Raw genomic sequence first — 26,014 nt, forward strand, 5'->3', positions numbered from 1 at the left:
ACGGTCCAATCGATCTCTGGCCTGCATGAACGTAGCCCTTGTGGCAAGTTATGGTCAAGAAACGCGTAGGGCGTTGACCGAGGTCAGGGACGCGGAGGGTGATCGGGCCACCACTGTTCATGACAGACGCTGTCACCTGGACACCTTCTGGCGGATGGCGCAGCAACGGCAGGGTGATCACCGAGCGCCGCGGTGCCGTCACCAGCGCGACCATCACTGCCGATGTTGGAGAACTCCCATGCTTCAGGTGTCCGAGATCCAAGACGCGGGCCGGCTCAAGAGTTTTGAGCGGTCCCTGCTGCGCAGCCACCTGTCCTTGACCAGGGAGGACCGTCCCCAGGAGTTCACCCTGGCCGGTCGGAACTGGGACCTGTTCGACGAGGTCTTCGCCCCTATCTACTCCCCCTCCACCGGGGTGGCCCTGGAGTTCCTGGGACTGGCCCACCCCCAGGAGACCCCGCGCACGGGCTCGTTCCTGGAGATCGGCTGCGGCACCGGTGTCGTGGCCGTGATGAGCGCGCTGGCCGGTTACGACCGTGTGGTGGCGTCCGATATCAGCCCCTCCGCCGTGGAGAACGCACACGTCAACGCGGACCGGCACGGGGTGGCCGACCGTCTGCGGGCCGTGCACAGCGACCTGTTCTCGGGGCTGGGCGAGGACGAGCGCTTCGACGTCATCTTCTGGAGCTCCAACTACGTGATGGGCCCGGAGAGCTACGAGTACAAGTCGGTGCACGAGCGGGCCTACGTGGACACCGGCTACCAGACGCACCGCCGGTTCCTCGAGCAGTCGGTGCACTGGACCACCCCGGGCGGTTCCGTACTGCTGCACTTCAGCGACCGCGGCGACCTGCCCGCACTGCACGAGATCGCCGCCGACTGCGGTCGCGAGCTGCGGCTGGTGGCCGGCCAGCGCGTCCGTGAGGGCGAGTACGGCGAGGACATGGTCGAGCACATGCTCCTCGAGATCGTTCCGTTCGGAGTCTGAATCAATACCGGGGGAGTGTCATCGTGCGTACGCTGCTTATCGACAACTACGACTCTTTTACGTACAACCTGTTCCACCTACTGACCGAGGTGAATGGCAGGGAGCCGGAAGTCGTCCGCAATGACGACCCGCACTGGAAGGCGGCGCACCTCGCCTCCTTCGACAACATCGTCGTCTCGCCGGGTCCGGGGACCCCGGGGCGGGCCGCCGACTTCGGTATCTGCGCCGGGATCATCGAGCGGACCGACCTTCCGCTTCTGGGGATCTGCCTCGGCCACCAGGGGATCGGCCTGATGCACGGCGCCCACGTGGACCGCGCGCCGCAGCCGCGGCACGGGCGCACCTCGCCCGTCCTGCACGACGGAACGGACCTGTTCGCCGGGCTGCCCTCGCCCATGGAAGTGGTGCGGTACCACTCCCTCGCCGTGACTGACCTCCCCGGCGAGCTGGAGGCGACCGCATGGACTCCGGACGGCATCCTGATGGGGCTGCGGCACCGTACGCGCCCGATGTGGGGGGTGCAGTTCCACCCCGAATCGATCTGCAGTGAGTACGGCACCGAACTGCTCGCGAACTTCGCCCGGTTGAGCAGGGCGCACGCCATCCACCGCGTGCCGGCCGCGCCCTCGCCCGTACGCGCACCCGAGCCCGAGCCCGAGCCCGCACCCGAGCCCGAGCCCGCGCCCGCACCGGCTCCGCCGTCCGAGCCCGTGCCGACGCGTGAACTCAGGCTCCTCACCCGCCGCGTGCCCACGGCCTGGGACCCCGAGGCCGTCTACGACCGGCTCTTCCGGGGCAACGACCACGCCTACTGGCTGGACAGCAGCCTGCCCGGAGCCGAGCGCGGCCGGTTCTCCGTCATGGGCGACGCCACCGGACCGCTCGCCCGCGTGGCCACCGCCGACGTGTGGAGCAGGGTCGTCCGCGTGGAGTCGCGGGGCGGCGACGGCGGACTCGTCGCGGGCCCCTTCATGGAGTGGATCAACCGGGACCTGCGCTCGATCCGCACCGAGCTGCCCACCGGAGCCGAAGAGCTGCCCTTCGACTTCGCCCTCGGCTGGGTCGGCTACCTCGGCTACGAGCTGAAGGCCGAGTGCGGCGGCGACCTCGTGCACCGCTCGCCCGTGGCCGACGCCACCATGGTCTTCGCCGACCGGGCCCTGGTCTTCGACCACGTCACGAACACCACCCACCTCCTCGCGCTCGCCGAGGGGGACGACACCGAGGCCCAGCGCTGGCTGACCGGGACCGCGCAGCGCCTCTCGCACCTCTCGGGCCTGCGGCTGCCGGCGCCCCGCCCGGCCGGCCAGGGCGGGGAGATCCGGCTGCGCCACGACCGCCGCGCCTACCTCGGGCTGATCGACTCCTGCCTGGAGGAGATCACCGCCGGGGAGAGCTACGAGGTCTGCCTGACCAACATGGCGGAGTCCGACACCACCGTCGACCCCTGGGCCGCGTACCGCTCGATGCGGCGCACCAGCCCGGCGCCCTTCGCGGCCCTGCTCCAGTTCGGTGAGCTGTCCGTGCTCAGCAGCTCGCCCGAGCGGTTCCTGCGGGTCTCCCGTGACGGGCTGATGGAGTCCTCGCCCATCAAGGGCACCCGCCCGCGCGGTGCCACCCCCGAGGAGGACGCCGCCCTGCGGGCGGACCTGCTGAGCGACGAGAAGGACCGCTCGGAGAACCTGATGATCGTCGACCTGGTCCGCAACGACCTCGGCCGCTGCGCGGTACCGGGATCGGTCGAGGCCGAGGACCTCTTCCGGGTCGAGCGCTATGCCACGGTCCATCAGCTGGTGAGCACCGTACGGGCGCAGATGCGGCCCGAGCTGACGGCGGTGGACTGCGTGCGCGCCGCCTTCCCCGGCGGCTCGATGACCGGGGCTCCCAAGATCCGCACGATGCAGATCATCGACCGCCTGGAGGCGGGCCCGCGCGGGGTGTACTCCGGAGCCATCGGCTACTTCTCGCTCTCCGGAGCCGCGGACCTGAGCATCGTGATCCGTACCGCGACGGTGACCCCGGACCGGGTCCGGTACGGAGTCGGCGGGGCCGTGGTGGCCCTGTCCGACCCGGACGCGGAGTACGAGGAGACGGCGGTCAAGGCTGCTCCGTTTCTGGCGATGACGCAGGCCCGCTTCCCGGAGAGGCAGCGGCAGACGATCTCGTCCTGAGGTTCCAGTCGTGCTGGAGACGGGTGAGTTCCGCCGTCTCCAGCACGGCCGCGACCCGGGCCGAGGGGATGCCGATCCGCTCCAGGGCGGCCAGCGGAGCGCTCGCCTCGCCCTCCCTCCCGAGCAGGGTGTCCCCGCTCAGGGCCGGCCTGCGCGCGGCCGCCTCCAGGGTGTCCACCGACAGCGCGAGCGCCGTGTTCCATCCGATGAGCGCGCCCACGTCGGTGCCCCCTGCGGTCCACAACAGCCTTGGCTGCGGGGCGCCGTTGGCCCGCAGCACCCGCCACCAGTCCCCGGACAGCCGCTGCTCGCGGAGCCGGTACATCGCGCGGGCGACGGCCAGACCCGCCGCGCCCCGGACCTCGTCGCCCGGGTCGACCCCCAGCCCGTCCAGCCGGGACTCGATCTCCGCGTCGAACAGCCCCACCGGGAACGAGGCCACCATCGAGACCTCGCCCAGCGACCGGCCGTCCGCGAGCGAGCGCTCCAGCCCGTCGACGTAGGCGTCGAGCACCTCGGCGTACCGCTCGGCCGAGAAGACCAGCGAGGCGTGCACCCCGATGCCCTCGGCCAGGCAGTCGGCCAGCGCCTCCAGTCCCGCCGGGGTCGCGGGAATCCGTACGAGCAGGTTGGGGCGCGCCAGTTGACGGTGCAGTGCCCGGGCCGCCGACCGGAACGCGTGTGCGTCATGGGCCCTCAGGGGGGACACCGGCACGGAGACGTGTCCGACGGCGCCTTCGGTCGCCTCGAACACGGGCCGCAGCAGGTCGCAGCCCCGTCGGAGCAGTGTGAGGGAACTGCCCGCGGGAGCCAGGGCGTTGTGGAAGTGGGTGCCCAGGACCGGATGCCGGACGCTCGTCTCGAATTCTTCGGGGCCGCGCGCACTCAGCCAGGGCGAGACGCCTTCGGACACCAGTTGTTTCAGCAGGTCTTGCGCTTCTTGGCTCACCACGTTCCGAGCTTAGGTGTGCACGTCATGTGCCACCGGCGACCAGCTGGCTCTGTGTCAGGTGGAGCGGAACACCGGCTTCCCGACGTGACCGAATGTGCCTCCACCTGACGAATCGGTGAACCCGTGGTGGTTGGCGCAATTTTTTCTTTGCAGTCTTCTCGCTGCATCCGATGTCACGGCAGGTTCAGTACCGGGAGGTGCCACATGTACGGTGTCGCGCGCTTGAAATCATCGCCGGCGGGCCAGCAGCCCGTTTGGCCCGACGAAGACGCCCTGGTGAATGCGAGGGCCGAAATAGAGGACTCGGCGGCACTGGTGCGCGCGGAGGACGTCGAGGCCCTCCGGACACTGCTGGCCGCCGCCTCGCGGGGCGAAGTGCAGATCGTCCAGAGCGGGGACTGCGCGGAGGACTTCGCCGAGTGCACCCCCGGATACGTGGCGCGCAAGGCCGCGCTCCTCGACGTGCTGGCCGGCGTCATGAAGACGCGCTCGCTCAAGCCCGTCCTGCGCGTGGGCCGGCTCGCGGGCCAGTTCGGCAAGCCCCGGTCCAACAACACCGAGACCGTCCAGGGCGTCGAACTCGCCGTGTACCGCGGCCACATGGTCAACAGCCCGGAGCCCGACCCCGAACTGCGCCGGCCCGACCCGCGGCGGCTGGTCTCCGGCTACCGCGCGGCCGCGAACGCCATGCGGTACCTGGGCTGGCACGGTGAGCAGCGGCCGTCCGCGGCCGAGGCCCCGGTGTGGACCAGCCACGAGGCCCTGCTGCTGGACTACGAGATCCCGATGCTGCGCACCCAGCCCGACGGCTCGGTGCTGCTCACCTCGACGCACTGGCCCTGGATGGGCGAGCGCACGCGCGAGCTGGACGGCGCCCACGTCGAGCTGTTCGCGTCCATCTCCAACCCGGTCGCCACCAAGGTCGGCCCGAAGATGACCCCCGCCGAGCTGGTCGAACTGTGCGGCCGCCTCGACCCGCTGCGCGAGCCGGGCCGGCTGACGCTGATCTCCCGGATGGGTGTGGGCACGGCCGCCGAGAAGCTGCCGGCCCTGGTCCGCGCGGTCCGCGAGGCCGGGCACCCCGTGCTCTGGATGTGCGACCCGATGCACGGGAACACCGTCAGCGCCGGCGGCTACAAGACCCGTTTCCTCACGTCCGTCGTGCGCGAGGTCGAGGAATTCCAGGCGGCCGTCGTCGACAACGGCGGAGTGGCGGCCGGACTTCACCTGGAGACCACTCCCGACGCCGTGCGCGAATGCGTCCGGGACGAATACCACGTCAGTGAGCTGGGCGAGAAGTACACCTCGTTCTGCGACCCGCGCCTCAATTCCGACCAGGCCGTCGAAGTCGTGTCCGCCTGGCGCGGCTGAGGCTGAAATACAGAGGGGCGTTCCCGCCATGGAAGGAAAAATCGCTCTCGTCACCGGAGCGGCCGGCGGCATAGGCGCGGCCATCGTCCGCACGCTGGCCGCCCAGGGTGTCCGGGTGGCCGCGGTCGACATGGATGCGACCCGGCTGCGCGACCTGGCGAAGTCGGTCATCGAGGAAGGAGGCCGCGTCGAGACGTTCCCCGTCGACGTCACCTCCAGCGCTGAGGTCGAGGCGCTGGTGGACGACGTGGAGGCGCTCGTGGGGCCGCTCGACTTCCTCGTCAACGCCGCCGGAGTACTGCGGCTCGCCGAGGCCCGCGCCCTCACCGACGAGGAGTGGAGCCTGACGTTCGCGGTCAACACCACGGGCGTGTTCCTCGTCTCGCGCGCCGTCGTCAACCGCATGGTGCCGCGCGGATGCGGTGCGATCGTCACGATCGCCTCCAACTCCGCGGGCACCGCCCGTACGGAGATGGCCGCGTACGCCGCTTCGAAGGCGGCCGCGACCATGTTCACCAAGTGTCTGGGCCTGGAAGTCGCCAAGTTCGGGATCCGCGCGAACATCGTGGCGCCGGGATCCACGGACACGCCGATGCTCACCTCGATGTGGCAGGACGAGAGCAGCTCGAAGGCCTCCATCGACGGGGTGCCCGGCTCGTACCGCGTGGGCATCCCGCTGGGCAAGATCGCCCGCCCCGAGGACGTCGCCGAGGCGGTCGTCTTCCTGCTCTCCGACAAGGCCGCGCACATCACGATGCACGACCTCACCGTGGACGGCGGTGCGGCGCTGGGTGTCTGAGACCGCTGCGACCAGTCATCCGAACGTCAACGAGAACGAGAGGGAGAAACGCATGGCAGGGATCCCTGCTATCAGCCCCTATCCGATGCCCTCGGCAGCCGACCTGCCCGCCACCACCGTGGACTGGGAGGTCGACCCGGACCGTGCCGTGCTGCTCGTGCACGACCTGCAGAAGTACTTCCTGACCGCCTTCCCCGCCGGCGAACAGCCCGTCGTGGACCTGTCCCGCAACGCCGGGGAGCTGCGCGAACGCGCGGCGCAGCTCGGCATTCCGGTCGCCTACACGGCGCAGCCCGGCGGCATGACGCCCGCCGAGCGCGGCCTGCTCGCCGACTTCTGGGGCCCGGGCATGCGCCCGAGCCCCGAACACCGCCAGGTCGTGGACCAGGTGGCGCCGGCCCCCGGGGACTGGATGCTCACCAAGTGGCGCTACAGCGCATTCTTCAAGACCGATCTGCTGGAGCGGATGCGCGCCGAAGGCCGCGACCAGCTGATCATCTGCGGCGTCTACGCCCACGTGGGCGTCCTGATGACGGCGGTGGACGCGTTCACCCACGACATCCAGCCCTTCCTGGTCGCCGATGCCATCGCCGACTTCAGCTGGGAGGAGCACCGGATGACGCTGGAGTACGCGGCCGGCCGGTGCGCCGCCCTGACCACCACGAAGGAGCTCCTCACGGCCCTCCCGGACCGGGTGGGCGCGTACGCGGAAGGGGTTCCGGCATGACCGCGGACCAGCTGGGCCGGATCCTGGGCGAGCGGCCGCCGGCCTTCGCACTGATCCGCCGCCCGGAGACCACGCCCGGCGACCGGCTCGACCTGTTCCTCGGCTCGTTCACCGAGGCCGCGACACTGGCCGACGTACCGCTCGGCGAGGTCGTGGAGGGGGGTGGCGCGCGTCAGGACGTGCTCACCCTGATCCCGTACCGGCAGCTCGCCGAGCGCGGGTTCGAGGCGCCGGACGACGGCACCCCGCTGCTCGCCATGGTGATCGACGAGCAGACGCAGGTGCCGCTCGACGCCGTGCTGCGGCAGATCCCCGACGCACCGGTCCGCCTCGTGCCCGGCGGCGACTTCGACATCGACGACGACACGTACGCCGAAACGGTGCGCCGTGTCATCGCGGACGAGATCGGCACCGGCGAGGGCGCCAACTTCGTGCTGAAGCGCTCCTTCGTGGCCGACATCAGCGAGTACTCCGTCGGCGCGGCCCTGCGGATCTTCCGCCGGCTGCTGGAGCAGGAGACCGGCGCGTACTGGACGTTCGTCGTGCACACCGGCGACCGCACGCTCGTCGGCGCCTCTCCCGAGCGCCACATGAGCGTGGCGGGCGGCCTGGCCGTGATGAACCCCATCAGCGGCACCTACCGCTTCCCCGACTCGGGCCCCGATCTCCGCGGCGTCATGGACTTCCTCGCCGACCGCAAGGAGGCCGACGAGCTGTACATGGTCGTCGACGAGGAACTCAAGATGATGGCCCGGATCTGCGATGCGGGCGGCCGGGTCGTCGGGCCCTACCTGAAGGAGATGGCCCGGCTCGCGCACACCGAGTACTTCATCGAGGGCCGTACCTCCCGCGACCCGCGCGAGATCCTCCACGAGACCCTGTTCGCGCCGACGGTCACCGGGTCCCCGCTGGAGAGCGCGGGCCGGGTCATCAAGAAGTACGAGCCGCAGGGCCGCGGTTACTACAGCGGCGTCCTCGCCCTCATCGGCCAGGACGGGAACAGCGAGCGCACCCTGGACTCGGCGATCCTCATCCGGACCGCCGACATCGAGGACGGCGGGCGGATGCGGATCGGCGTCGGTGCCACCCTCGTCCGGCACTCCGACCCGCTGTCCGAGGTCGCCGAGACCCGCGCCAAGGCCTCCGGTCTGCTGGCCGTCTTCGAGGAGCCCGGACCGAGCCGCTTCGGCGACCACCCCGAGGTGCGGGCGGCGCTCAGCCGACGCAACGACACCATCGCCGGCTTCTGGCTGGACGACGAGGCCGACCGCGCCCGGCCGGTTCCGCTGCTCGCGGGCCGCAAGGTGCTGGTGGTCGACGCGGAGGACACCTTCACCGCGATGATCGCGCACCAGCTGCGCGCCATCGACGCGCAGGTCACGGTCTGCCGCTTCGACGAGCCCTACGACTTCGCCCCGTACGACCTCGTCGTCATGGGCCCGGGACCGGGCGACCCGCGGGAGGTGGACCACCCGAAGATCGCGCACCTGCGGGGGGCGGTCGACACCCTCCTCGCGGAGCGGCGGCCGTTCCTCGCCGTCTGCCTCAGCCACCAGGTGCTCAGCACGAAGCTCGGCTTCGGCCTGCGGCGCAGGGAGCAGCCCAACCAGGGGGTGCAGCGGGAGATCGACCTGTTCGGGCGGCGCGAGCGCGTCGGCTTCTACAACACCTTCGCGGCGCAGAGCGCCTCGGACACCGTCGAGGTGTCCGGCGTCGGCACGGTGCAGGTGTGCCGGGAGGCGGAGACCGGCGAGGTGCACGCGCTGCGCGGGCCCGGCTTCCGGTCGATGCAGTTCCACGCCGAGTCCGTGCTCACGGAGGACGGTGTCCGCATCGTCGCCGAGGCCCTGGCGGGCCTGCTGCAGGAGCAGCTCGTATGAAGGCGACGGTGGCCTGGTGGGACCTGGCCGGCTCGGGGCACAGCATCGAGTCGCTGAGGTCGTACCTGCGGGACGAGGCGGTCGACCGGTTCGCATCGGTCGAGGGCCTGCGGCTGAAGTTCTGGATCGCGGATCCGCAGACCGAGCGCTGGGGAGCGGTGCTGCTGTGGGAGTCCGCGGAGGCGGCGGCCCGGCCGCTCGCCCCGCGGGCCGCGGAGCTCATCGGGCGGGCGCCGGTGCAGTACGCGGTGTTCGACGTCGAGGCCACGGTCGAGGGCGTCCACACGCTGCCCGCACTGCCGGGCCCCGGCCTGATCTGAGCACGGACCTGATCCGGGCACGGAGCGGCCCCTCACGACCCGTCCGGGACGTGAGGGGCCGTTCACGTCAGCGCGGTCACGGCCCCCACAGCTGTCGAGGCCTCCGTCGAGACCTGGCGCAGCACGGCCGTCATGGCGTCCAGCGTGCCGTGGAAATCGCTGTCCAGGTCCCGCAGGTACGGGTTCTGGTCGAGGACCACGTCCGTCCTGGCCCCGCTCAGGGTGATGCTCAGCGTGAGGGTGAGCCGGCCCTCTTCGTCCCGGCCGATCTCGTTGCGTATCTCCGCGATGTCGGTGTGGTCCAGGTGCCGGTAGACGATGAGCCCGGCGCTCTTGTGGGCGGTGACCCGCTGGAGGAACGTGTGCTCCCCGCGCCGGATCTCCCGGAGGAGTCCGTCCGGGTACCGCTCGTGGATCCGGCACTCCACGATGGCGGGCACGTAGTCCATCGGATGCTCCGCCTTGTGCAGCAGGGCCTGCCACAGGTTCTCCCGGGTGGGAGAGCCACGACCCTCCTGAGCCGTGTCCACGACCGGACGGGTCCACGAAAGCGTCAGCATTGATCTTCCTTTCCTCCGCTTACCGGCGTGCAGCCTCCGCTGGCCGGGCGGGGGTGTCAAAGGGCGTCGGGGCAGTCCGTCAGATGGATCCAGGACCTGACGAAGTGCCCGGAACGCACTGCCCAGCGAGGCCCATTTCCTTGCAAGGTGGCCGCTGGTCGAATGCGCGCGGCGCGATTCGGCGCTTTCTCGGAGTCCCTGCGGAGAATCAGGAGAACACTGATGTCTGAACGGTTCGACGGCCGGGTCGTCCTCGTGACCGGAGGTGGCGAAGGCATCGGCCGGGCAGCGGCGGTGGCCTTCGCCCGGCTCGGCGCCCTGGTCGTGGTCGCCGGCCGCCACCCGGAGACCCTCGACGCCACGGTCAAGCTGATCCGCGACGAGGGCGGGCAGGCCGACAGCGTGGTCGCCGAGGTCTCGGACCCCACGGAGGGCGCCGACGTCGGCGCCGCCCACATCGTCTCCGAGACCGTGCGCCGCCACGGGGCACTGCACGTGGCCTTCAACAACACCACGGAACTGGGCCCGCACCAGAGCGTCGCCGACATCAGCGAGGCCACCTGGGCGCAGAGCCTGACGGCCAACCTGACCGGCGTCTGGCTGTCCATGAAGCACGAGATCGCCCACATGGAGCGGTCCGGCGGCGGGGTCATCGTCAACACGGCCAGCAACATCGGAGCCCAGGGCATGCTCCCGGGCCTCGGCGCGTACGCCGCGTCGACGGCCGCGGTCAGCGCCCTCACCCGGACCGCGGCCAAGGAGTACTTCCCCAAGGCCATCCGCATCAACGCCATCAGCCCCTGCCCGCTCGGCCGGGGGGGCAGCGCCGAGGAGATCGCCGAGACCGTCGTCTGGCTGGCCTCCGACTCGGCCGCGTACATCGTCGGGCACGACCTCGTACTCGACCGCAAGACCAGCGTGTGACCAGTACCCAGTCGAGCCCCGCGGCCCGGCCGAGCAGAGGAGTCCCGAGCACCGTGACGAGCAGCCCCGCGCACAGATCCCTCCGTACCTTCGAGTGGAGCGACCTGGACCGGCGCGCGGTCGACACCGCCCGCGCCCTGGCGATCGATGCCGTGGAGGCGGCGGGCCACGGCCACCCGGGCACCGCGATGAGCCTGGCGCCGGCCGCCTACCTGCTGTTCCAGAAGCTGCTGCGGCACAACCCGGCCGACCCCCAGTGGGCCGGCCGCGACCGCTTCGTACTCTCCTGCGGGCACTCCAGCCTGACCCTGTACACGCAGCTCTACCTGTCCGGCTACGGCCTGGAGCTCGACGACCTCAAGGCGCTGCGCACCGAGGGCAGTCTGACCCCGGCCCACCCCGAGTACGGGCACACCCCCGGCGTCGAGACCACCACCGGCCCGCTCGGCCAGGGCCTGGGCAACGCGGTCGGGATGGCGATGGCGGCCCGCCGCGAGCGCGGCCTGTTCGATCCGGACGCCGCCCCGGGCGAGAGCGTCTTCGACCACACCGTCTGGGCGTTCGTCTCCGACGGCGACCTGGAGGAGGGCATCAGCCACGAGGCCGGTTCCCTCGCGGGCCATCAGCGCCTCGGCAACCTGGTCGCGCTCTGGGACGACAACCGCATCTCCATCGAGGACGACACACAGATCGCGGTCTCCGAGGACGTGCCCGCGCGCTTCCGCAGCTACGGCTGGCACGTCCAGCAGGTCGACTGGACCGTGACCGGGTCCTACGTGGAAGACATGGAGGCCCTGCACGACGCCCTGTCGGCCGCCCGTGAGGAGACCGGACGGCCCTCGCTCGTCGCGCTGCGCACCATCATCGGCTGGCCCTCGCCGGGCAAGCAGAACAGCGGAAAGATCCACGGCTCGGCGCTCGGCGCGGCCGAGGCCGCGGCCACCAAGGAGGCCATGGGCCTGGACCCGCTGCGCTCCTTCGACGTACCGGCCGAGGTGCTCGCGCACGCCCGGCAGGTCGGCCTGCGGGCCCGCGCCGACGTGGAGGCCTGGGCCAAGCAGTACGCGGACTGGCGCGCCGCCGCCCCCGAGCGGGCGGCCGCGTACGACCGGATCAGCGTGCGCGAACTGCCCGCGGGGTGGACGCAGGCGCTGCCCGTCTTCGAGGCGGGCGCCCAGGTCGCCACCCGCAAGGCTTCGGGCGAGGTGCTGAGCGCGCTCGCCGCGACCCTGCCCGAGCTGTGGGGCGGCTCCGCCGACCTCGCCGAATCCAACCTCACCACCATGAAGGGCGAGCCCTCCTTCGTGCCCGCCGACCGGGCGACCGAGGCCTTCCCCGGCCACGAGTACGGCCGGACCCTGCACTTCGGGATCCGCGAGCACGCCATGGGCGCCGTCCTCAACGGGATCGCCCTGCACGGCGGGACCCGGCCCTACGGCGGCACCTTCCTGGTCTTCTCCGACTACATGCGCCCCGCCGTCCGCCTCGCCGCGATGATGAAGCTGCCCGTGACCTACGTCTGGACCCACGACTCCATCGGGCTCGGCGAGGACGGCCCCACCCACCAGCCCGTCGAGCACCTGTGGGGGCTGCGCGGCATCCCGGGCCTCGACGTCGTACGCCCGGCCGACGCCAACGAGACGGCCGTCGCCTGGCGCACCGTACTGGAGAAGGACGACCGCCCGGCGGGCCTGTGCCTGTCCCGGCAGAACCTGCCGGTCCTCGACCGCTCCGCCGCCTCCGGTGTGGAATCGGCCGAGGGCACCGCACGGGGCGGCTACGTCCTGGCCGAGGCCTCCGGCGGAGCCCCCCAGGTGGTGCTGATCGCCACGGGCAGCGAGGTGCACATCGCGCTGGACGCCCGCGCCCTCCTGGAGGGCGAGGGCATCGCCACCCGGGTCGTGTCGATGCCGTGCCTGGAATGGTTCCAGGAGCAGACCCCCGAGTACCGCGAGCAGGTGCTGCCGAGCTCCGTGCGGGCCCGGGTCTCGGTCGAGGCGGGCTCCGCCCTCGGCTGGTACCAGCTCCTCGGCGACGCCGGGATCCCGGTGGGACTCGACCAGTTCGGCGCCAGCGCCCCGTACACCGCGCTGTACGAGCGCCACGGCTTCACCGCCGGCAACGTGGCCGCCACCGCCCGGGCCAGCCTGGCCCGCGTCGCGACGCAGCGGGGCACGCGGTGAGCGAGCCGGTACGGACCGCCCGGATCCCGGGCTCCAAGAGCATCACCAACCGGGCGCTGCTGCTGGCCGCCGCAGCCGACGGGGTCTCGCTGCTGCGCGCTCCGCTGGTCAGCGAGGACACGGTCGCCTTCCGGGAGGCCCTGACCGGGCTCGGAGTGCGCATCGACACCGCCGAGGACGGCGTCTGGAAGGTGACCGGAACGGGCGGCGCCCCGCACGGCACCGCCGCCGTGTGGTGCGAGGACGCGGGTACGGCGGCCCGGTTCCTGCCGCCCTTCGCGGCGGCCGGCGAGGGCGAGTTCGGCTTCGACGGGACCGAGCAGCTGCGGGCCCGGCCGCTGCGGCCGCTGGCCGACGCGCTGGCCCTGCTCGGCGCGGACGCCCGGGTGACCGAACCGGTCGGCGGACTGCCGCTGACGGTCGCCGCCCGGGGTCTGGCCGGCGGCGAGCTGACCGTGGACGCCTCGCTCAGCAGCCAGTACCTCACCGGCCTGCTGATGGCCGGTCCGCTGATGCGGCAGCCGCTGGTCGTACGGGGTGCGGGGCTGGTCAGCCGGCCCTACATCACCATGACCCAGGCACTGATGCGGCACTTCGGCGCGTACGCCGACGAGTTCGGCGACGGGACGATCCAGGTGCTGCCCGGCGGCTACCGGGCCGCGGAGCTGGACATCGAGCCCGACGCCTCCACCGCTTCGTACGTCTTCGCCGCGGCCGCCGTCACGGGGCGCAGCATCACCGTGCCGGGCCTCGGCACGGGCAGCGTCCAGGGCGACCTGGACTTCGTCCGGGTCCTGGCCCGGGCGGGCGCCCGCGTGGAGATCACCGACCGGGCGACGACCGTCACCGGCACCGGCCGGCTGCGCGGCGGCTTCGACATCGACATGGGCGACATCTCCGACACCTTCATGACCCTGGCCGCGGTGGCCCCGCTCGCCGACGCGCCCATCACGGTGCGCGGGATCGGGCACGCGCGGCTCAAGGAGTCCGACCGGATCGCCGCGGTCGAGGAGAACCTGCGGGCCTGCGGGATCCGCACCGAATCCGGTCCGGACCGGCTCACCGTCCATCCGGGCCGCCCCACGGGCGCCCGGATCGCCTGCCGCCGCGACCACCGGATCGCGATGGCGTTCTCGGTGCTCGGACTGCGCGTCCCCGGCATCACGCTGGACGACCCGTCCTGCGTCGGCAAGACCTTCCCCGGCTTCCACGCCGAGCTGGAGCGGCTCTTCCCGGCCGGCACGCGCGGTGCGCCTGCGACGAGCGCCGCCCGTCACTGATTCCTCCGGTCACTGATTCAGGAAAGGGAAGGTGAGACACCCATGGCCGACATACTCATCGCCGGTGGTGGCATCGGTGGACTCGCTGCGGCACTCGGACTCGCGAAACGCGGCCACCAGGTCACGGTCCTGGAGCGCAGGGACGTCTTCACGGAGGTCGGCGCCGGCATCCAGCTCGGCCCGAACGCCTTCCACGCGCTCGACCTGCTCGGAGTGGGCCGCGAGGTCCGCGAACGGGCCGTCGTCATCGACGCCCTGCGGTTCATGGACGGCACCACCGGCGAGCAGGTGACCGCCCTTCCGGTGACGGAGAAGTACCGGGCCCGCTTCGGCAACCCGTACGCTGTGGTGCACCGGGTGGACCTCTACCTGCCGCTCCTGGAGGCCGCCCGCCGGCACCCCGGCATCCGCCTGCTCGGCCGGCGCCACGTCGTCGCGTACGAGCAGTGGGCGGGCGGGGTGACGGCGGTCCTCGCCGATGGCGGGCGGGTCACCGGCTCCGCGCTCATCGGCGCCGACGGCCTGCACTCCGCGGTCCGCCGGCAGCTGGTCGCGGACGGGCCCCCGCGCCTGTCCGGCCACACCATCTACCGCTCGGTGATCCCCATGGAGGAGGTCCCCGAGGAGCTGCGGGGGAACTCCGTGGTCCTGTGGGCGGGCCCGAAGTGGCACCTCGTGCACTATCCGATCACCGGGGGCAGCCACTTCAATCTGGCCGTGACCCAGGACGACGGCGCCGCGGAGGCCCTCGCCGGGGTACCGGCCGAGCACGACGACGTGCTGAGCCGCTTCCCCGGACTGCCCGGCCCGGCCCGCCGGGTGCTGGAACTGGGGCGGGACTGGAAGTCCTGGGTGCTGTGCGACCGCGACCCCGTGGACCGCTGGACCGAGGGCCGGGTCGCGCTCCTCGGCGACGCCGCGCACCCGATGCTGCAGTACGCGGCGCAGGGTGCCTGCCAGGCCCTCGAGGACGCGGTCCTGCTGGCGGTCCTGCTGGACGGGCCCGAGGAGGACTTCGTCCAGCGTCTGGAGAAGTACAGCGCGGCCCGCCGGGAGCGTACGGCCCGGGTGCAGCTGGTGGCGCGGGAGATGGGCCGCGTGCTGTACCACGCGGCCGGGGAGGCGCGGGTGGAGCGCAACGCGATGCTGGCCGCGCTGTCCGACGAGGACATGTACGACAAGGCGGCCTGGTTGCACGGCGCCTACGACTTCGCATGGGGAGACGGAAATTGAGCAGGTTGCGTTGGCTGACGGCCGGGGAATCGCACGGCCCGGCTCTGGTGGCGACGCTGGAGGGCCTTCCCGCCGGCGTCCCGGTCACCACCGCGCTGGTGGCCGACCACCTGGCCCGGCGCCGGCTCGGCTACGGCCGCGGTGCCCGGATGAAGTTCGAGCAGGACGAGATCACCTTCCTCGGCGGTGTCCGCCACGGCCTGTCCCAGGGCGGCCCGGTCGCCGTGATGATCGGCAACAGTGAGTGGCCCAAGTGGGAGACCGTGATGTCGGCCGACCCGGTGGACCCCTCCCTCCTCAAGGAGACGGGCCGCAATGCCGCCCTGACCCGGCCCCGCCCGGGTCACGCGGACCTGGCGGGGATGCAGAAGTACGGCTTCTCGGAGGCCCGGCCGATCCTGGAGCGCGCGAGCGCGCGTGAGACGGCTGCGCGTGTGGCGCTCGGTGCTGTGGCCCGGTCCTTCATCAAGGAGGTCGCCGGGATCGAGATCGTTTCCCACGTGGTGGAGCTGGCGGCGGCCAAGGCCCCGTACGGGGTGTACCCGACCCCGGCCGATGTGGAGAAGCTGGACGCCGATCCGGTGCGCTGCCTGGATGCGGACGCGTCGAAGCAGATGGTCGCGGAGATCGATCAGGCCCACAAGGACGGCGACACCCTCGGTGGTGTCGTGGAGGTCCTGGCGTACGGGGTGCCGGTCGGTCTCGGCTCGCACGTGCACTGGGACCGGCGTCTGGACGCGCGCCTCGCGGCGGCGCTGATGGGCATCCAGGCGATCAAGGGCGTCGAGGTCGGCGACGGCTTCGACCTGGCCCGTGTGCCGGGCTCGCAGGCCCACGACGAGATCGTCTCCACCCCCGAGGGCCTCAAGCGGACCTCCGGCCGCTCCGGCGGCACCGAGGGCGGCCTGACCACCGGCGAACTCCTGCGCGTACGGGCCGCGATGAAGCCGATCGCGACCGTCCCGAAGGCCCTCGCCACCGTGGACGTCGCCACCGGCGAGGCCGCTGTCGCGCACCACCAGCGCTCCGACGTCTGTGCGGTGCCCGCCGCGGGCATCGTCGCGGAGGCGATGGTGGCCCTGGTGCTGGCCGACGCCGTGGTCGAGAAGTTCGGCGGCGACTCCGTCACGGAGACCCGCCGCAACGTCCGCTCCTACCTCGAGAACCTGCAGATCGGCTGAGCCGGACCGAAACGGCAACGGGCGGTGGGGGCACGGAAATCCGTGCCCCCACCGCCCGTTGCTGTGACTGCTGTGACTGCCGTACGCCCGTGGCCGGTCCACCCGAAGGAGGACCGGCCACGGTCGTACGGACAGGGGCTGAGCGCCCCGGGGCTCAGGCGGAGACCGACTGCAGGGGCTTCTCGTCCCCGGCCGGCGTACCCGTCGCATCCTGGTCGGCGCGACGGAAGTTGAGCGCGATCAGGATCGAGACGGCCATGGCGGCGGCCGCGATCAGCACGGCGGTGCGCAGACCGTCCGTCGTCGCCGCAGCGGTGACCTCCTCGCCGGTGGTCGCGTTGGCGACGGCGACCAGGAGCGCCAGGCCCACGGCGCCGCCGACCTGCTGGCCGGTGGAGACGATGCCGGAGGCGATGCCCTGCTCCATCGGGTCCACGCCGGACGAGGACGCGGCGAACATGCTGGTGTAGAGCGCGCCCTGGCCGAGGCTGAGCACGATCAGGCCGGGCACCAGGGCGAGGTACGAGGCCGACGGGTCCATCGCGAGCGCGAGCAGCAGGGTGCCCACGGCGCCCACGGCCAGGGAGCCCAGGATGGTGTTGCGGGTGCCGAAGCGGGTGGCGAGCTTGCCGCCGACGGTGGAGCCGACCAGACCCGCGACCATCGGGACCAGGAAGGCCAGACCGGTCTGGAGCGCGCTGTAGCCGTGCACGCCCTGGAAGTAGATGGTCTGGAAGTACAGCAGCGAGCCGAAGGTCGCCATGAACATGAAGGTGGTGGCCACACCCGCGGAGAGGTTGCGGTTGCGGAACAGCCGCAGCGGCAGCAGCGGTTCGGCGCTGCGCGACTCGACCCGCACGAAGACGGTGAGCAGCACCAGGGCGGCCGCGGCCGCACCGAGCACGGGGGCCGAGGCCCAGCCGGACTCCGGTCCCTGGACCAGGGCGAAGACCACGAGGGTGGCGCCGGCGGTGCCGGTCAGCGCGCCCGGTACGTCGAAGGAGCGGCCGGCGGCGCGCTTGCCGTCCGGGGCGATCAGCACGTAGGCCCCGGCGATGGCGACGAGCGCCAGCGGGACGTTGACGTAGAAGACCGACTCCCAGCCGAAGGCCTGGGTCAGGACCCCGCCGAGCAGGGAGCCGAGGACCATGCCGCTGGCCCCGGCGCCCGCCCAGACCGCCAGGGCCCGGTTGCGGTCGCGGCCCTCGCTGAACGAGGTGATGACCAGGGAGAGGGTGGCGGGGAAGAGGAAGGCGCCGCCCAGACCCTGCACCGCACGGGCGGCGACCAGGAGTTCCGAGGTGCCGGCGAGGCCGCCGAGGAGCGAGCCGATGCCGTAGAGGGAGAGGCCGAAGACGAACATGCGGCGGCGGCCGAGGAGGTCGGAGGCGCGGCCGCCGAGCAGCAGGAAGCCGCCGTAGATCACGGCGTAGGCGCTGACGACCCACTGGAGCGTCTGGGCGGAGAACTCGAGGCTCTCGCCGATCTCGGGCAGGGCGACGTAGACGATGTTGTAGTCGAGCGAGGTGATGAGCTGGGCCAGCGCGAGGAGCGCCAGGACGAGAGCGGGGCGACGGGAAGTTCCCGAAGAAGTGCCCGGTGACATGGGGGGATCCTTTCGTTTCCATCGGCTGAATGGGCTGGTGGGCCCATGCAAAGGGCGGGGTCGGTCGTGACCGGCCCCGCCATTTGGTCGAGTGGGAATCAGGGGGTGAAGAATTCAGGGGTAAAAGGGGTTCGAGCGCTTTTCAGGACTGGTGGATGAAGTCCTGAACCAGCTTGACGAATTCGGCGGGCTTCTCGTAGACCACCACGTGGCCGCTCTCCAGCTCGGCGTACGAGCTGTTCTTGATGGCGGCGTGCAGTTCCCGGGAGTTCTCCACGGGGACCGTGGCGTCCAGGGTGCAGCCGATGACCAGGGTCTCGGCCTCGATCTTCGGCAGCAGGGGCCGGATGTCCACGGTCAGGTTGAGGTCGATGTGGCGCAGCGCGCCCTCGCTCGGCTGGTTGCCGGCGATGATGCCCTCGAGCTGCTCCCGGCCGATGCCGTTGAGGAAGGAGCGGCTGAAGGCGGTCAGGGTGCCGAAGCGGCCGAACGTGTCCGGCTTGTCCTCCAGCGAACGCCACACGCTCATCAGGTTGCGCATGTACTCGTCCTCGGGGGCGGCCCAGCCGGCCGTGAGGACCAGGCGGCGGACCAGGTCCGGGCGGGTGGCGGCGACGGTCGCGGAGATGACCGCGCCGAGGGAGAAGCCGACCAGGTCGACCGGGCCGTTACCGGCCTCCTCGATCACGCCGATCACCTGGGCGGCGAGCTGCTCCACGGTCAGCTCGGTGCCGTCGTCCTCGGTGGCACCGCAGCCGGAGAGGTCCGGCAGGAGCACGGTGCGGCTCGCGGCGAACTCGTCGGCGAGGTGGCCCCAGGTTCCCTGGGCGCCGAAGCCGGTGCCGTGGACGAAGAGCAGACCGGTGCCGGATCCGCGGACCTGGTAGTCCACGCGGGCGTCACCTGCGGACACGATGGGCATGTTTCTCCCCTTTGCAGCGTCATTGCCAGTTTCACGATGCGCTCCGCCATCGCCAAGAGATGGGCAACGCCTTCGGGAATCTAAGGGGAGGGAAAGGGGGGACGGGAGTTTCGTCCGGTCAATCTGTCAGGTCGCCGCAGACGGTGCCCGCAGCTGACAGATTATGGCACCGGCCGTGCCGGGAGTCCGTCGCAGGCAGTCTAATCAGCGACTGATCGATAAAGGAAACCGCGACTAATCCATTTCCAAGGACGGTTATTTCATGGCTCACGGCCAGATGATCGCGGAAGGACCGACGGACGGCACCGTCGAGGCTCCCACCGCGCGGAACGACCGGGGCACGCGTCCCGACCGGGACACGAACCCGGAGCGCGGCCAGAGCAGGCTTCCCTCACTGACCGGACTCCGATTCCCCGCCGCACTGCTGGTGTTCCTCTACCACGCGGCCCTGCCGATCCCCGCCCTGCGGTTCCTCGGCGAAGACGCGGACGTCATGGACTTCTACAAGACCGCCGGGCAGATGGGCGGCCTCGGCGTCACCTTCTTCTTCGTGCTCAGCGGTTTCGTGCTGAGCTGGTCCGCCCGTCAGAAGGACACCGCGCGGGCGTTCTGGCGCCGCCGGTTCGTGAAGATCTACCCGAACTACGTGGTCGCCTGGGTGCTGGGCATGGTGCTCTTCGCCTCCGCCTACACCCCGGTCGGCACCTCGATCGCCAACCTGCTGATGGTCCAGGTGTGGTCGCCGGAGTTCAACACCTACTTCAGCGTCAACCCGCCCAGCTGGTCGCTCGGTGCGGAGGCGGTCTTCTACGCCGCCTTCCCGATGCTGAACAACTTCTTCAAGAAGATCCGCGACAGCCACCTCAAGTACTGGATCGCCGGCGCCATCGCGCTGGTCATCGCCACCCCGGCGCTCGCCTACGCGCTCCTGTCCGACGCCCCCGGCATCCCCGGCGGCGAGGCCAGCTCCGTGATCCAGTACTGGGTCACCTACGTGCTGCCGCCGGTCCGCATGGTCGACTTCGCGCTCGGCATGCTCGTCGCACACGCCGTGCAGCGCGGCCGCTGGAAGAACATCGGCATGGTCTGGTCGGGGCTGCTGCTCGTCGCCGGCTACGTCCTGACCGCGTACGTCCCGTACCTGTACGGGCAGCGCGCCACCTGCATCATCCCCGTGGTCCTGCTGATCGCCGCCGCCGCCACCGCGGACGTGGAGAACCGGTTCAGCATCTTCCGCAACCGCACCATGCTCTGGCTCGGCGAGATCTCCTTCGCCTTCTACCTGCTGCACTTCGTGGTGCTGGCCTACGGGCGCAAGCTGCTCGGCACCGAGACCTACTCGGCGCTGACCACGAGCCTGCTGCTCGCCGCCGCCGCGGGCATCACCGTCGTCCTCTCCTGGGCCCTCTACGCCGGGGTGGAGCGGCCGCTGACCCGCAAGTTCGCCAAGTCGAAGCGCGCCCGCCAGACCTCCGACCGAGTTTCCACCGGTGCCTGAGCACCCCCCGACATCAAGGAGCAACATGTCCAGCACGCAGATTCTGGTCACCGGGGCCACCGGCCGGGTGGGCCGTGAGGTCCTGTCGCAGCTGATCGGGGCGGGCATCCCGGTCCGTGGCGGCGCCCGCAACCCCGCGAAGATCGGCGCCCCGGAGCACGTAGAGGTCGTCGAGGCCGACCTCGGCCGGCCCGAGACGCTGCCCGCCGCCCTCGAAGGCGTGGAGAAGGTCTTCCTGTACGCCGTTCCGCAGGGTGTCGGCGAGTTCCTGGCGGCCGCCCAGCAGGCCGGGGTCAAGCACATCGTGCTGCTGTCGTCCCAGACGGTCACCGAGGCCTTCCCCGGCCAGGAGCCGATCACCGAGATGCACCGCGCGGTGGAGGCGGCGATCGTCGAGTCCGGCATCGCGTACACCTTCCTGCGCCCGCACAACTTCGCCTCCAACATCCTGATGTGGGGCTGGCCCGAGAGCATCCGGGGCGAGCAGAAGGTGCGCTTCCCGTACCCCGAGTCGCACAGTGACGCGATCCACGAGAAGGACATCGCGGCGGTCGCCGTGAAGGCCCTGACCGAGCCGGGCCACGAGGGCCAGGCCTACTTCCTCAGCGGCCCCGAGTCGGTGACGCAGCGCCGTCAGCTGGAGATCATCGCCGAGGTCGTCGGCAAGGAGCTGGAGTTCGAGGAGCGCACCGAGGAGCAGGCGCGCGTGGACCTCGGCGAGATCGTCCCGGCCTGGGTCGCCGACGCGGTCTTCGGCTACTGGTCCGCCTCCGACGGCGTCCCGACGCACCTGTCGGACAACGTGGAGAAGATCACCGGCCGCCCGGCGCTGACGTTCGCCGAGTGGGCGGCCGACCACGCCAAGGAGTTCACCGCCTGAGGCTGAGCGGCGGGGGAACGGCGGAGGGGGGACGGACCGGATGGTCCGTCCCCCCTCCGCCTTTTCCGTGCTCAGTGCGCGGTCGGCTCGATGTTGTAGTTCACCCGGAACAGGTTCGCCGGGTCGTACGCGGCCTTGAGCGCGGCCAGCCGGGTGTGGCCGGAGGCGGTGTAGGCGGAGCGGACCCGGTCGGCGACGGTGTCGTCGATGCCGAAGAAGTTCACGAACGCCCCGCCCGTGCTCCACGGCTCCATGGTGCCGTGCAGCAGGTCGTGGGCCGTGCGGATGGCCGGCAGCCGGCCGGGCTCCATGATCGAGGTGGAGAAGAGCATGAAGCCGGCGTCCCGGCCCGCGACCGCGTTCTCGGTGCGCGGCGGGCGGGCGTAGGCGCCTCCGTGGTGGCGGATCTCGACGAAGTACGGGGCGTCCGCCTGCGGACCCGCCAGCTCGAGCAGGGTCTCGACGGCCACGGGCGGCAGCTCGCGCAGCGCCGTGTTGCGGTCGTACGCCGCCACCGGGAACGGCGGCTCGTGGTGGATGGAGCCGACTTCCAGGTAGGGCATCTTGGTGACGGTGTCCTGGAGGACCGGGCCGACCTCGCGCAGCGGCTGCACCAGGCGCTCGCCCTCGGCGAGCTCCCCGGACCAGGCGATCCGGATGTGGGCGACGTACTGGCCGCGCATCGCCTCGGGGAGCACCGGCAGGTCGGGGTAGCGGATCAGCTGCATGGAGGAGGACATCTCCTCGGGGACCGTCCGTGTCCACTCGGCCCAGGTGCGCAGGGCCGCGGCGGCGTGGTCCGCCCCGAAGTAGAGGCCGCCGCCGTAGAGCTCGGAAACGGGGAAGAGGTCGATCTCCATGGAGACGACCACGCCGAAGTTGCCCTTGCCGCCCCGCAGGGCCCAGAACAGGTCCGGCTCCAGCTCGGGGGTGGCCGTACGGAGCCGGCCGTCGGCGGTGACCACGTCCAGGCTGCGGACGTGGTCGGCCGCGTATCCGTAGCGGCGGCCGAGCAGTCCCATGCCGCCGCCGACGGTGTAACCGACCGCGCCGACACCGGGGTTGGAGCCGTTCAGGGGCGCCAGGCCGTGCGGGGCCGTCGCGGCGAGGACGTCCTGCCACACGGTGCCGGCCGCGACGGTCGCGGTGCGGCGCTCGGGGTCGACCCGTACTCCCGTCATCCGCCGGGTGCTGATCATCAACTGGCCTTCGGCGGAACGGGAGATGCCGTGGCCGGTGGCCTGTACGGCGACGCCCAGCCCCGCCCCGGCCGCGTACCGGACCGCTTCCTGGACGTCGGCGGTGTCCCGGGCGCGGACGATGAGGGCGGGCCGGTGGTCGAGGGCCAGGTTGTAGCCGAGCCGCTCCTCGTCGTAGCCCTCGTCCCCCGGGAGGAAGACCGGTGCTGCGAGTGAGGTGGGTGCTGTCTGCATGGGCATGGTCAGTCCAGTTCGTAAGGGGCGGTCATGACTTCGATGCTGTGGCCGTTCGGGTCGTCGATGTAGACGCCGCGGCCTCCGTACCAGGTGTTGGTGACCCCGGCGTGGCGGTGGAAGGGGTCGCCCCAGAAGGGCAGCCCGCGGTCCTTGATCCGGGCGAGGATCGCGTCGAACTCGGGGTCGTCCACGAGGAAGGCGTAGTGCTGCGGGGTGACCGTGCCGTCGGCGCCGAGGCCGGCGCCCCCGATCGCGTGCTCGCTGCCGAGGACGTCGAGGGAAATGTCGTTCGAGAGCTGGAGCACCAGGAACGGCCCGTAGCGGCGGCTCGGTTGGAGTCCCAGGATGTCGATCAGGAACGCGGCGGTGGCGTCGCGGTCGTGGGCGGTGAGGATGGTGTGGTTGAGCCGGATGGCCACGGTGGAGCTGCCTTCGGTCGGGGGTAGGGGGTAAGGCGCAGAGGGGGTCGGGAGCGGGAAACGCCCTGACCCCGCGCCGGGGGCGCGGGGTCAGGGACGGACGGGCTCGGGGTCGCGTGGAGCGTGAGGGTCGGCCCCGGATGACCGTCCTGGTCCGCGTCCGGGGCCTGAGGGGGGCCCGGGCGGACAGGTCTAGCCGCGGTCGGTGCCGGACGGGTTGTCGATCACGTAGCGCCAGCGGCCGTCGGGGCCGCGGCGGGCCACGTCGGTGGCGGAGCCCTCCTGGTGCACGAGGGTGCCGTCGGGGGCGGTGCCCGCGATCACGAAGTCCCCGATGAGCAGGGCGATGTCCTCGCAGACGTAGGTGTGCCGCAGGGTGAGCGAGATCGGGACGCCCAGGGCCAGGAACTCGGCGTTGGCCGCGCGCCGGGCGTCCTCCGTGACGGCCTTGCCGGGACCGGTGACGAAGACGGCGCCGGGGGCGAAGAGCCGGTCGACCGCGCTGAGTTCACCCGAGTTGAAGGCCTGCTCGAAGACCGCGGGAAGCTCGGCGGGGTCGGTCGGGGGCAGCAGGGTGGAGAGGAGGTCGGTCATGCCGGCCTCAGCCCGTCTGGATGCCGGCGCGACCGGGCTCGGGGGTGGCCGGGAGCGCGTCCAGGTCGAAGCCGAAGTACTTGCGGTAGGCCGCGAGCACGGCTTCGTCGCCCTCCAGGTCCTCGACGATGCGCTCCGAGCCCGTGATCTGGGTGAGGCGGTTGCCCTTGAGAGTGATGCGGCCGCCGTCCTCGGTCGGCAGGGAGCAGAACACGTCCGCCAGGAACGGCGATTCGGGGGCGGTCCGCCACCACCACAGGGTCGGGACGAAGTCGGCGACCCGCACCGGGCGGTCGTCGATCCGGTAGAGCGGGCGGTCGTTCAGGAGGACGTCGAAGCCCCAGGCGCCCTCGCCCTCGGAGGCCACGACCCGGTAGCTGCCGTGTACGTCCTGCTGCGGCTCGTCGGTGGCGAAGCGCAGGGGCGTACGGCTGTTGCGGCCGAAGCCGACGTCGACCAGCCAGGCCTCGCCGTCCAGCAGGACGCGGAGCGCCAGGTGGCCCATGAACGGGCCCGGGCCGTCGGGGCGGTAGACCTGGCCGGGCAGGATCTCCACCTGGTAGCCGAGGGCGCTCAGCAGGTACCCGAAGGCGGGGTTGACCTCGTAGCAGCCGCCGCCGCGGCGGCGGTCGACCAGCTTCTCGAGGACCTGCTCGTCCATGTGGACGGCGGTGCCGGGGAAGTGGTAGTCGAGGTTCTCGAACGGCACGGTCAGGCAGTGCCGCTCCTGCAGCAGGCGCAGCGCGGCGAGGTCGGCCCGCTCGGGCCGCGTCGCGCCGATGCGGTCCAGATACGCGTCAACCTGGGCGTCATTCAGCATGTCTGTCTCCTTGGGCAGGGTGGGAGGTCAGGAGCCTGAGGGCGGGAGCCTGGGGGAAGGGGCCTGGAGGGGGCAGGCCCGGAGAAGGGGGCCGTCAACCGGCTGCGGTCACGGCGGTCACCACTGGAGCAGGACGAGCCCCATGGCCATCCCGCCGCCGAACGCGGCGAGCAGGACGAGGTCCCCGTCCTTCATGTCCGCCGTGCGCACGGCGTGGTCGAGGGTGACCGGCACGGAGGCCGAGCCGGTGTTGCCGTACTCCTCGTAGGTCGAACGGGTCCGGTCCCGCGGGATCCCGATCCGGTCGGCGAGGTCGTCGATCATGCGGCCGTTGGCCTGGTGCGGGACGAAGTGCGCGATGTCCGCCGGGGCCACGCCGTTGTCGGCCAGGAACGCGGAGATGGCCGGGGCCACGTTGTCGGCGACGAAGTCGCGGACCGCGCGGCCGTTCATCGTGAAGTAGTGCAGCCCGTCGCGGAGGGTGTCCTCGGTGGCCGGGAGGCGGCTGCCGCCGGCCGGGACCCGGATCAGCTCGTGGTCGTCGCTGAAGCCGGCCAGCCGGGCGCTGATCACGGTGCGGCCCCGGGACGGGCCGAGGACGACCGCGCCGGCGCCGTCGCCGAAGAGGATGGTCGTACGGCGGTCGCGCGGGTCGAGGATGCGGGAGTAGATGTCGGCGCCGACGACCAGGGCGTAGCCGCCCGTTCCGCGGATGATCCGCTCCGCGGTGGTGAGGGCGAAGTTGAAGCCGCTGCACACCGCGTTGAGGTCGAAGGCGGGGGTGCCGCTGCCGGCGCCGAGCCCTTCGGCCACGAGCGCGGCGGTCGCCGGCTGCGGGGAGTCGGGGGTGGAGGTGGCGGTGATGATCAGGGAGAGCTCGGAGCCGCGGATGCCGGCCGCTTCCAGGGCGGCCCGGCCGGCGGCGATGGCCAGGTCGGAAGTGGCCTCGTCCGGCTTGGCCCAGCGGCGGTTGCGTATGCCGGTCTTGCCGAAGATCCACGCGTCGTCGACTCCCGCGGGGGCGCCGACTTCGTCATTGGTGACGACGTAGGACGGCAGGCAGGATCCGGTTCCCAGAATTCCGACGGCGGGCGCGGACGGTCCCTCTTCGAAACGGCGGCCGGTGGTGATCAATTCTCGTCCCCTCGGTGTGCTCGGGCGCCCATGGTTTCGCCGCGTGACGCGCGGCGCCATGTCATGTCCCGCTCTCTGTCAGGTGATGGGAAAAACATCGGATGCGCGCCCGGCCTTTCTGCCGGCCGGTGGGCCT

At 71.5% G+C, this 26,014-nt stretch carries 23 protein-coding genes; 14 read left to right on the forward strand and 9 right to left on the reverse strand.

Annotation, left to right across the window (positions count from 1 at the left end; all coding sequences use genetic code 11):
- Positions 1-247 precede the first annotated feature (247 nt).
- Together NLX94_RS09680 and pabB are read left to right on the forward strand one after the other, a co-directional pair.
- On the forward strand, positions 248-988 hold the full coding sequence (locus NLX94_RS09680; RefSeq protein WP_254382200.1) for a class I SAM-dependent methyltransferase: 741 nt from the start codon (positions 248-250) through the stop codon (positions 986-988).
- A 23-nt stretch (positions 989-1,011) separates the two neighbouring features.
- Entirely contained in the window at positions 1,012-3,159 is a 2,148-nt protein-coding gene (gene pabB / locus NLX94_RS09685) for an aminodeoxychorismate synthase component I (RefSeq protein ID WP_254382201.1), read from the forward strand.
- On the opposite strand, the gene NLX94_RS09690 is transcribed toward pabB, so the two are convergent.
- Positions 3,086-4,111: a transaldolase family protein gene (locus NLX94_RS09690; protein WP_254382202.1), complete on the reverse strand. Its 1,026-nt coding sequence runs from the start codon at positions 4,109-4,111 to the stop codon at positions 3,086-3,088. The genes pabB and NLX94_RS09690 overlap by 74 nt on opposite strands.
- Before the next feature lie 204 nt (positions 4,112-4,315).
- Between NLX94_RS09690 and NLX94_RS09695 the strand changes: the two genes are divergently transcribed.
- The 5 genes from NLX94_RS09695 to NLX94_RS09715 are packed head-to-tail and all read left to right on the forward strand — an operon-like array spanning position 4,316 to position 9,208.
- Positions 4,316-5,482 carry a 3-deoxy-7-phosphoheptulonate synthase gene (locus NLX94_RS09695; RefSeq protein WP_254382203.1) on the forward strand — a complete coding sequence of 389 codons (1,167 nt, stop codon included), beginning with the start codon at positions 4,316-4,318 and terminating at the stop codon, positions 5,480-5,482.
- 28 nt (positions 5,483-5,510) lie between these two features.
- Positions 5,511-6,281 (forward strand): 2,3-dihydro-2,3-dihydroxybenzoate dehydrogenase, encoded by a 771-nt coding sequence (locus tag NLX94_RS09700; RefSeq protein WP_254382204.1) that lies wholly within the window; start codon positions 5,511-5,513, stop codon positions 6,279-6,281.
- 52 nt (positions 6,282-6,333) lie between these two features.
- Positions 6,334-7,008, forward strand: coding sequence for an isochorismatase family protein (locus NLX94_RS09705; protein WP_254382205.1), 675 nt, complete (start codon positions 6,334-6,336; stop codon positions 7,006-7,008).
- The gene (locus NLX94_RS09710; protein ID WP_254382206.1) at positions 7,005-8,888 is read left to right on the forward strand and encodes an anthranilate synthase family protein; all 1,884 of its coding nucleotides are present in this window, start codon (positions 7,005-7,007) and stop codon (positions 8,886-8,888) included. The genes NLX94_RS09705 and NLX94_RS09710 overlap by 4 nt, the downstream gene beginning before the upstream one ends.
- Positions 8,885-9,208 (forward strand): hypothetical protein, encoded by a 324-nt coding sequence (locus NLX94_RS09715; protein WP_254382207.1) that lies wholly within the window; start codon positions 8,885-8,887, stop codon positions 9,206-9,208. Before NLX94_RS09710 ends, NLX94_RS09715 begins: the two co-directional genes overlap by 4 nt.
- Before the next feature lie 62 nt (positions 9,209-9,270).
- Here NLX94_RS09715 and NLX94_RS09720 read toward each other — a convergent pair whose 3' ends face one another.
- Positions 9,271-9,768: an AtaL-like protein gene (locus NLX94_RS09720; RefSeq protein ID WP_254382208.1), complete on the reverse strand. Its 498-nt coding sequence runs from the start codon at positions 9,766-9,768 to the stop codon at positions 9,271-9,273.
- Between the two features lie 222 nt (positions 9,769-9,990).
- Here NLX94_RS09720 and NLX94_RS09725 point away from each other — a divergent pair, with 222 nt between their 5' ends.
- From NLX94_RS09725 to aroC, 5 genes are read left to right on the forward strand one after another with little or no spacing between them, the layout of a single operon-like run.
- A complete protein-coding gene (locus NLX94_RS09725) occupies positions 9,991-10,692 on the forward strand; it encodes an SDR family NAD(P)-dependent oxidoreductase (RefSeq protein ID WP_254382209.1) in 702 nt (233 codons plus the stop codon).
- Between the two features lie 53 nt (positions 10,693-10,745).
- Complete coding sequence (gene tkt, locus NLX94_RS09730; protein WP_254382210.1) at positions 10,746-12,875, forward strand: transketolase; 2,130 nt, start codon at positions 10,746-10,748, stop codon at positions 12,873-12,875.
- Positions 12,872-14,155, forward strand: a complete 1,284-nt coding sequence (gene aroA / locus NLX94_RS09735) for a 3-phosphoshikimate 1-carboxyvinyltransferase (protein WP_254382211.1) — start codon at positions 12,872-12,874, stop codon at positions 14,153-14,155. The genes tkt and aroA overlap by 4 nt, the downstream gene beginning before the upstream one ends.
- Positions 14,156-14,197: 42 nt before the next feature.
- Positions 14,198-15,388, forward strand: a complete 1,191-nt coding sequence (locus NLX94_RS09740; RefSeq protein ID WP_254382212.1) for a 3-hydroxybenzoate 6-monooxygenase — start codon at positions 14,198-14,200, stop codon at positions 15,386-15,388.
- Positions 15,385-16,569: a chorismate synthase gene (gene aroC / locus NLX94_RS09745; RefSeq protein ID WP_254382213.1), complete on the forward strand. Its 1,185-nt coding sequence runs from the start codon at positions 15,385-15,387 to the stop codon at positions 16,567-16,569. Before NLX94_RS09740 ends, aroC begins: the two co-directional genes overlap by 4 nt.
- A 154-nt stretch (positions 16,570-16,723) precedes the next feature.
- Here the strand turns inward: aroC and NLX94_RS09750 are convergent, their stop codons facing one another.
- Together NLX94_RS09750 and NLX94_RS09755 are read right to left on the reverse strand one after the other, a co-directional pair.
- Positions 16,724-18,175, reverse strand: a complete 1,452-nt coding sequence (locus NLX94_RS09750) for an MFS transporter (protein WP_254382214.1) — start codon at positions 18,173-18,175, stop codon at positions 16,724-16,726.
- 142 nt (positions 18,176-18,317) lie between these two features.
- Positions 18,318-19,097, reverse strand: coding sequence for an alpha/beta fold hydrolase (locus NLX94_RS09755; RefSeq protein ID WP_254382215.1), 780 nt, complete (start codon positions 19,095-19,097; stop codon positions 18,318-18,320).
- A 262-nt stretch (positions 19,098-19,359) separates the two neighbouring features.
- Between NLX94_RS09755 and NLX94_RS09760 the strand changes: the two genes are divergently transcribed.
- Positions 19,360-20,595 carry an acyltransferase gene (locus NLX94_RS09760; protein ID WP_254382216.1) on the forward strand — a complete coding sequence of 412 codons (1,236 nt, stop codon included), beginning with the start codon at positions 19,360-19,362 and terminating at the stop codon, positions 20,593-20,595.
- Between the two features lie 25 nt (positions 20,596-20,620).
- The gene (locus NLX94_RS09765) at positions 20,621-21,475 is read left to right on the forward strand and encodes an NAD(P)H-binding protein (RefSeq protein WP_254382217.1); all 855 of its coding nucleotides are present in this window, start codon (positions 20,621-20,623) and stop codon (positions 21,473-21,475) included.
- A 71-nt stretch (positions 21,476-21,546) separates the two neighbouring features.
- On the opposite strand, the gene NLX94_RS09770 is transcribed toward NLX94_RS09765, so the two are convergent.
- The 5 genes from NLX94_RS09770 to NLX94_RS09790 all read right to left on the reverse strand — a co-directional run bounded on the left by NLX94_RS09770 (position 21,547) and on the right by NLX94_RS09790 (position 25,878).
- Entirely contained in the window at positions 21,547-22,908 is a 1,362-nt protein-coding gene (locus NLX94_RS09770; RefSeq protein WP_254382218.1) for an FAD-binding oxidoreductase, read from the reverse strand.
- A gap of 8 nt (positions 22,909-22,916) precedes the next feature.
- Positions 22,917-23,330 (reverse strand): VOC family protein, encoded by a 414-nt coding sequence (locus tag NLX94_RS09775; RefSeq protein ID WP_254382219.1) that lies wholly within the window; start codon positions 23,328-23,330, stop codon positions 22,917-22,919.
- A gap of 192 nt (positions 23,331-23,522) precedes the next feature.
- Complete coding sequence (locus tag NLX94_RS09780; protein ID WP_254382220.1) at positions 23,523-23,924, reverse strand: DUF4440 domain-containing protein; 402 nt, start codon at positions 23,922-23,924, stop codon at positions 23,523-23,525.
- Positions 23,925-23,931: 7 nt separating this feature from the next.
- Positions 23,932-24,744: an arylamine N-acetyltransferase gene (locus tag NLX94_RS09785; RefSeq protein ID WP_254382221.1), complete on the reverse strand. Its 813-nt coding sequence runs from the start codon at positions 24,742-24,744 to the stop codon at positions 23,932-23,934.
- A gap of 117 nt (positions 24,745-24,861) precedes the next feature.
- Positions 24,862-25,878, reverse strand: coding sequence for a 3-oxoacyl-ACP synthase III family protein (locus NLX94_RS09790; protein WP_254382222.1), 1,017 nt, complete (start codon positions 25,876-25,878; stop codon positions 24,862-24,864).
- Between the last annotated feature and the right edge of the window lie 136 nt (positions 25,879-26,014).

The organism is Streptomyces sp. TBY4, from assembly GCF_024213195.1.
In the GTDB taxonomy this organism is placed as follows: Bacteria; Actinomycetota; Actinomycetes; order Streptomycetales; family Streptomycetaceae; genus Streptomyces.

Bases quoted from the DNA above. Each gene is read 5' to 3' on its own strand.
- NLX94_RS09750 (WP_254382214.1), bottom strand. From the start codon at position 18,175: ATGTCACCGGGCACTTCTTCGGGAACTTCCCGTCGCCCCGCTCTCGTC.
- NLX94_RS09785 (WP_254382221.1), bottom strand. From the start codon at position 24,744: ATGCTGAATGACGCCCAGGTTGACGCGTATCTGGACCGCATCGGCGCG.
- NLX94_RS09725 (WP_254382209.1), top strand. From the start codon at position 9,991: ATGTCTGAACGGTTCGACGGCCGGGTCGTCCTCGTGACCGGAGGTGGC.
- NLX94_RS09765 (WP_254382217.1), top strand. From the start codon at position 20,621: ATGTCCAGCACGCAGATTCTGGTCACCGGGGCCACCGGCCGGGTGGGC.
- NLX94_RS09740 (WP_254382212.1), top strand. From the start codon at position 14,198: ATGGCCGACATACTCATCGCCGGTGGTGGCATCGGTGGACTCGCTGCG.
- NLX94_RS09755 (WP_254382215.1), bottom strand. From the start codon at position 19,097: ATGCCCATCGTGTCCGCAGGTGACGCCCGCGTGGACTACCAGGTCCGC.
- NLX94_RS09715 (WP_254382207.1), top strand. From the start codon at position 8,885: ATGAAGGCGACGGTGGCCTGGTGGGACCTGGCCGGCTCGGGGCACAGC.
- NLX94_RS09695 (WP_254382203.1), top strand. From the start codon at position 4,316: ATGTACGGTGTCGCGCGCTTGAAATCATCGCCGGCGGGCCAGCAGCCC.
- NLX94_RS09705 (WP_254382205.1), top strand. From the start codon at position 6,334: ATGGCAGGGATCCCTGCTATCAGCCCCTATCCGATGCCCTCGGCAGCC.
- NLX94_RS09700 (WP_254382204.1), top strand. From the start codon at position 5,511: ATGGAAGGAAAAATCGCTCTCGTCACCGGAGCGGCCGGCGGCATAGGC.
- NLX94_RS09780 (WP_254382220.1), bottom strand. From the start codon at position 23,924: ATGACCGACCTCCTCTCCACCCTGCTGCCCCCGACCGACCCCGCCGAG.
- NLX94_RS09710 (WP_254382206.1), top strand. From the start codon at position 7,005: ATGACCGCGGACCAGCTGGGCCGGATCCTGGGCGAGCGGCCGCCGGCC.
- NLX94_RS09760 (WP_254382216.1), top strand. From the start codon at position 19,360: ATGGCTCACGGCCAGATGATCGCGGAAGGACCGACGGACGGCACCGTC.
- NLX94_RS09770 (WP_254382218.1), bottom strand. From the start codon at position 22,908: ATGCAGACAGCACCCACCTCACTCGCAGCACCGGTCTTCCTCCCGGGG.
- NLX94_RS09720 (WP_254382208.1), bottom strand. From the start codon at position 9,768: ATGCTGACGCTTTCGTGGACCCGTCCGGTCGTGGACACGGCTCAGGAG.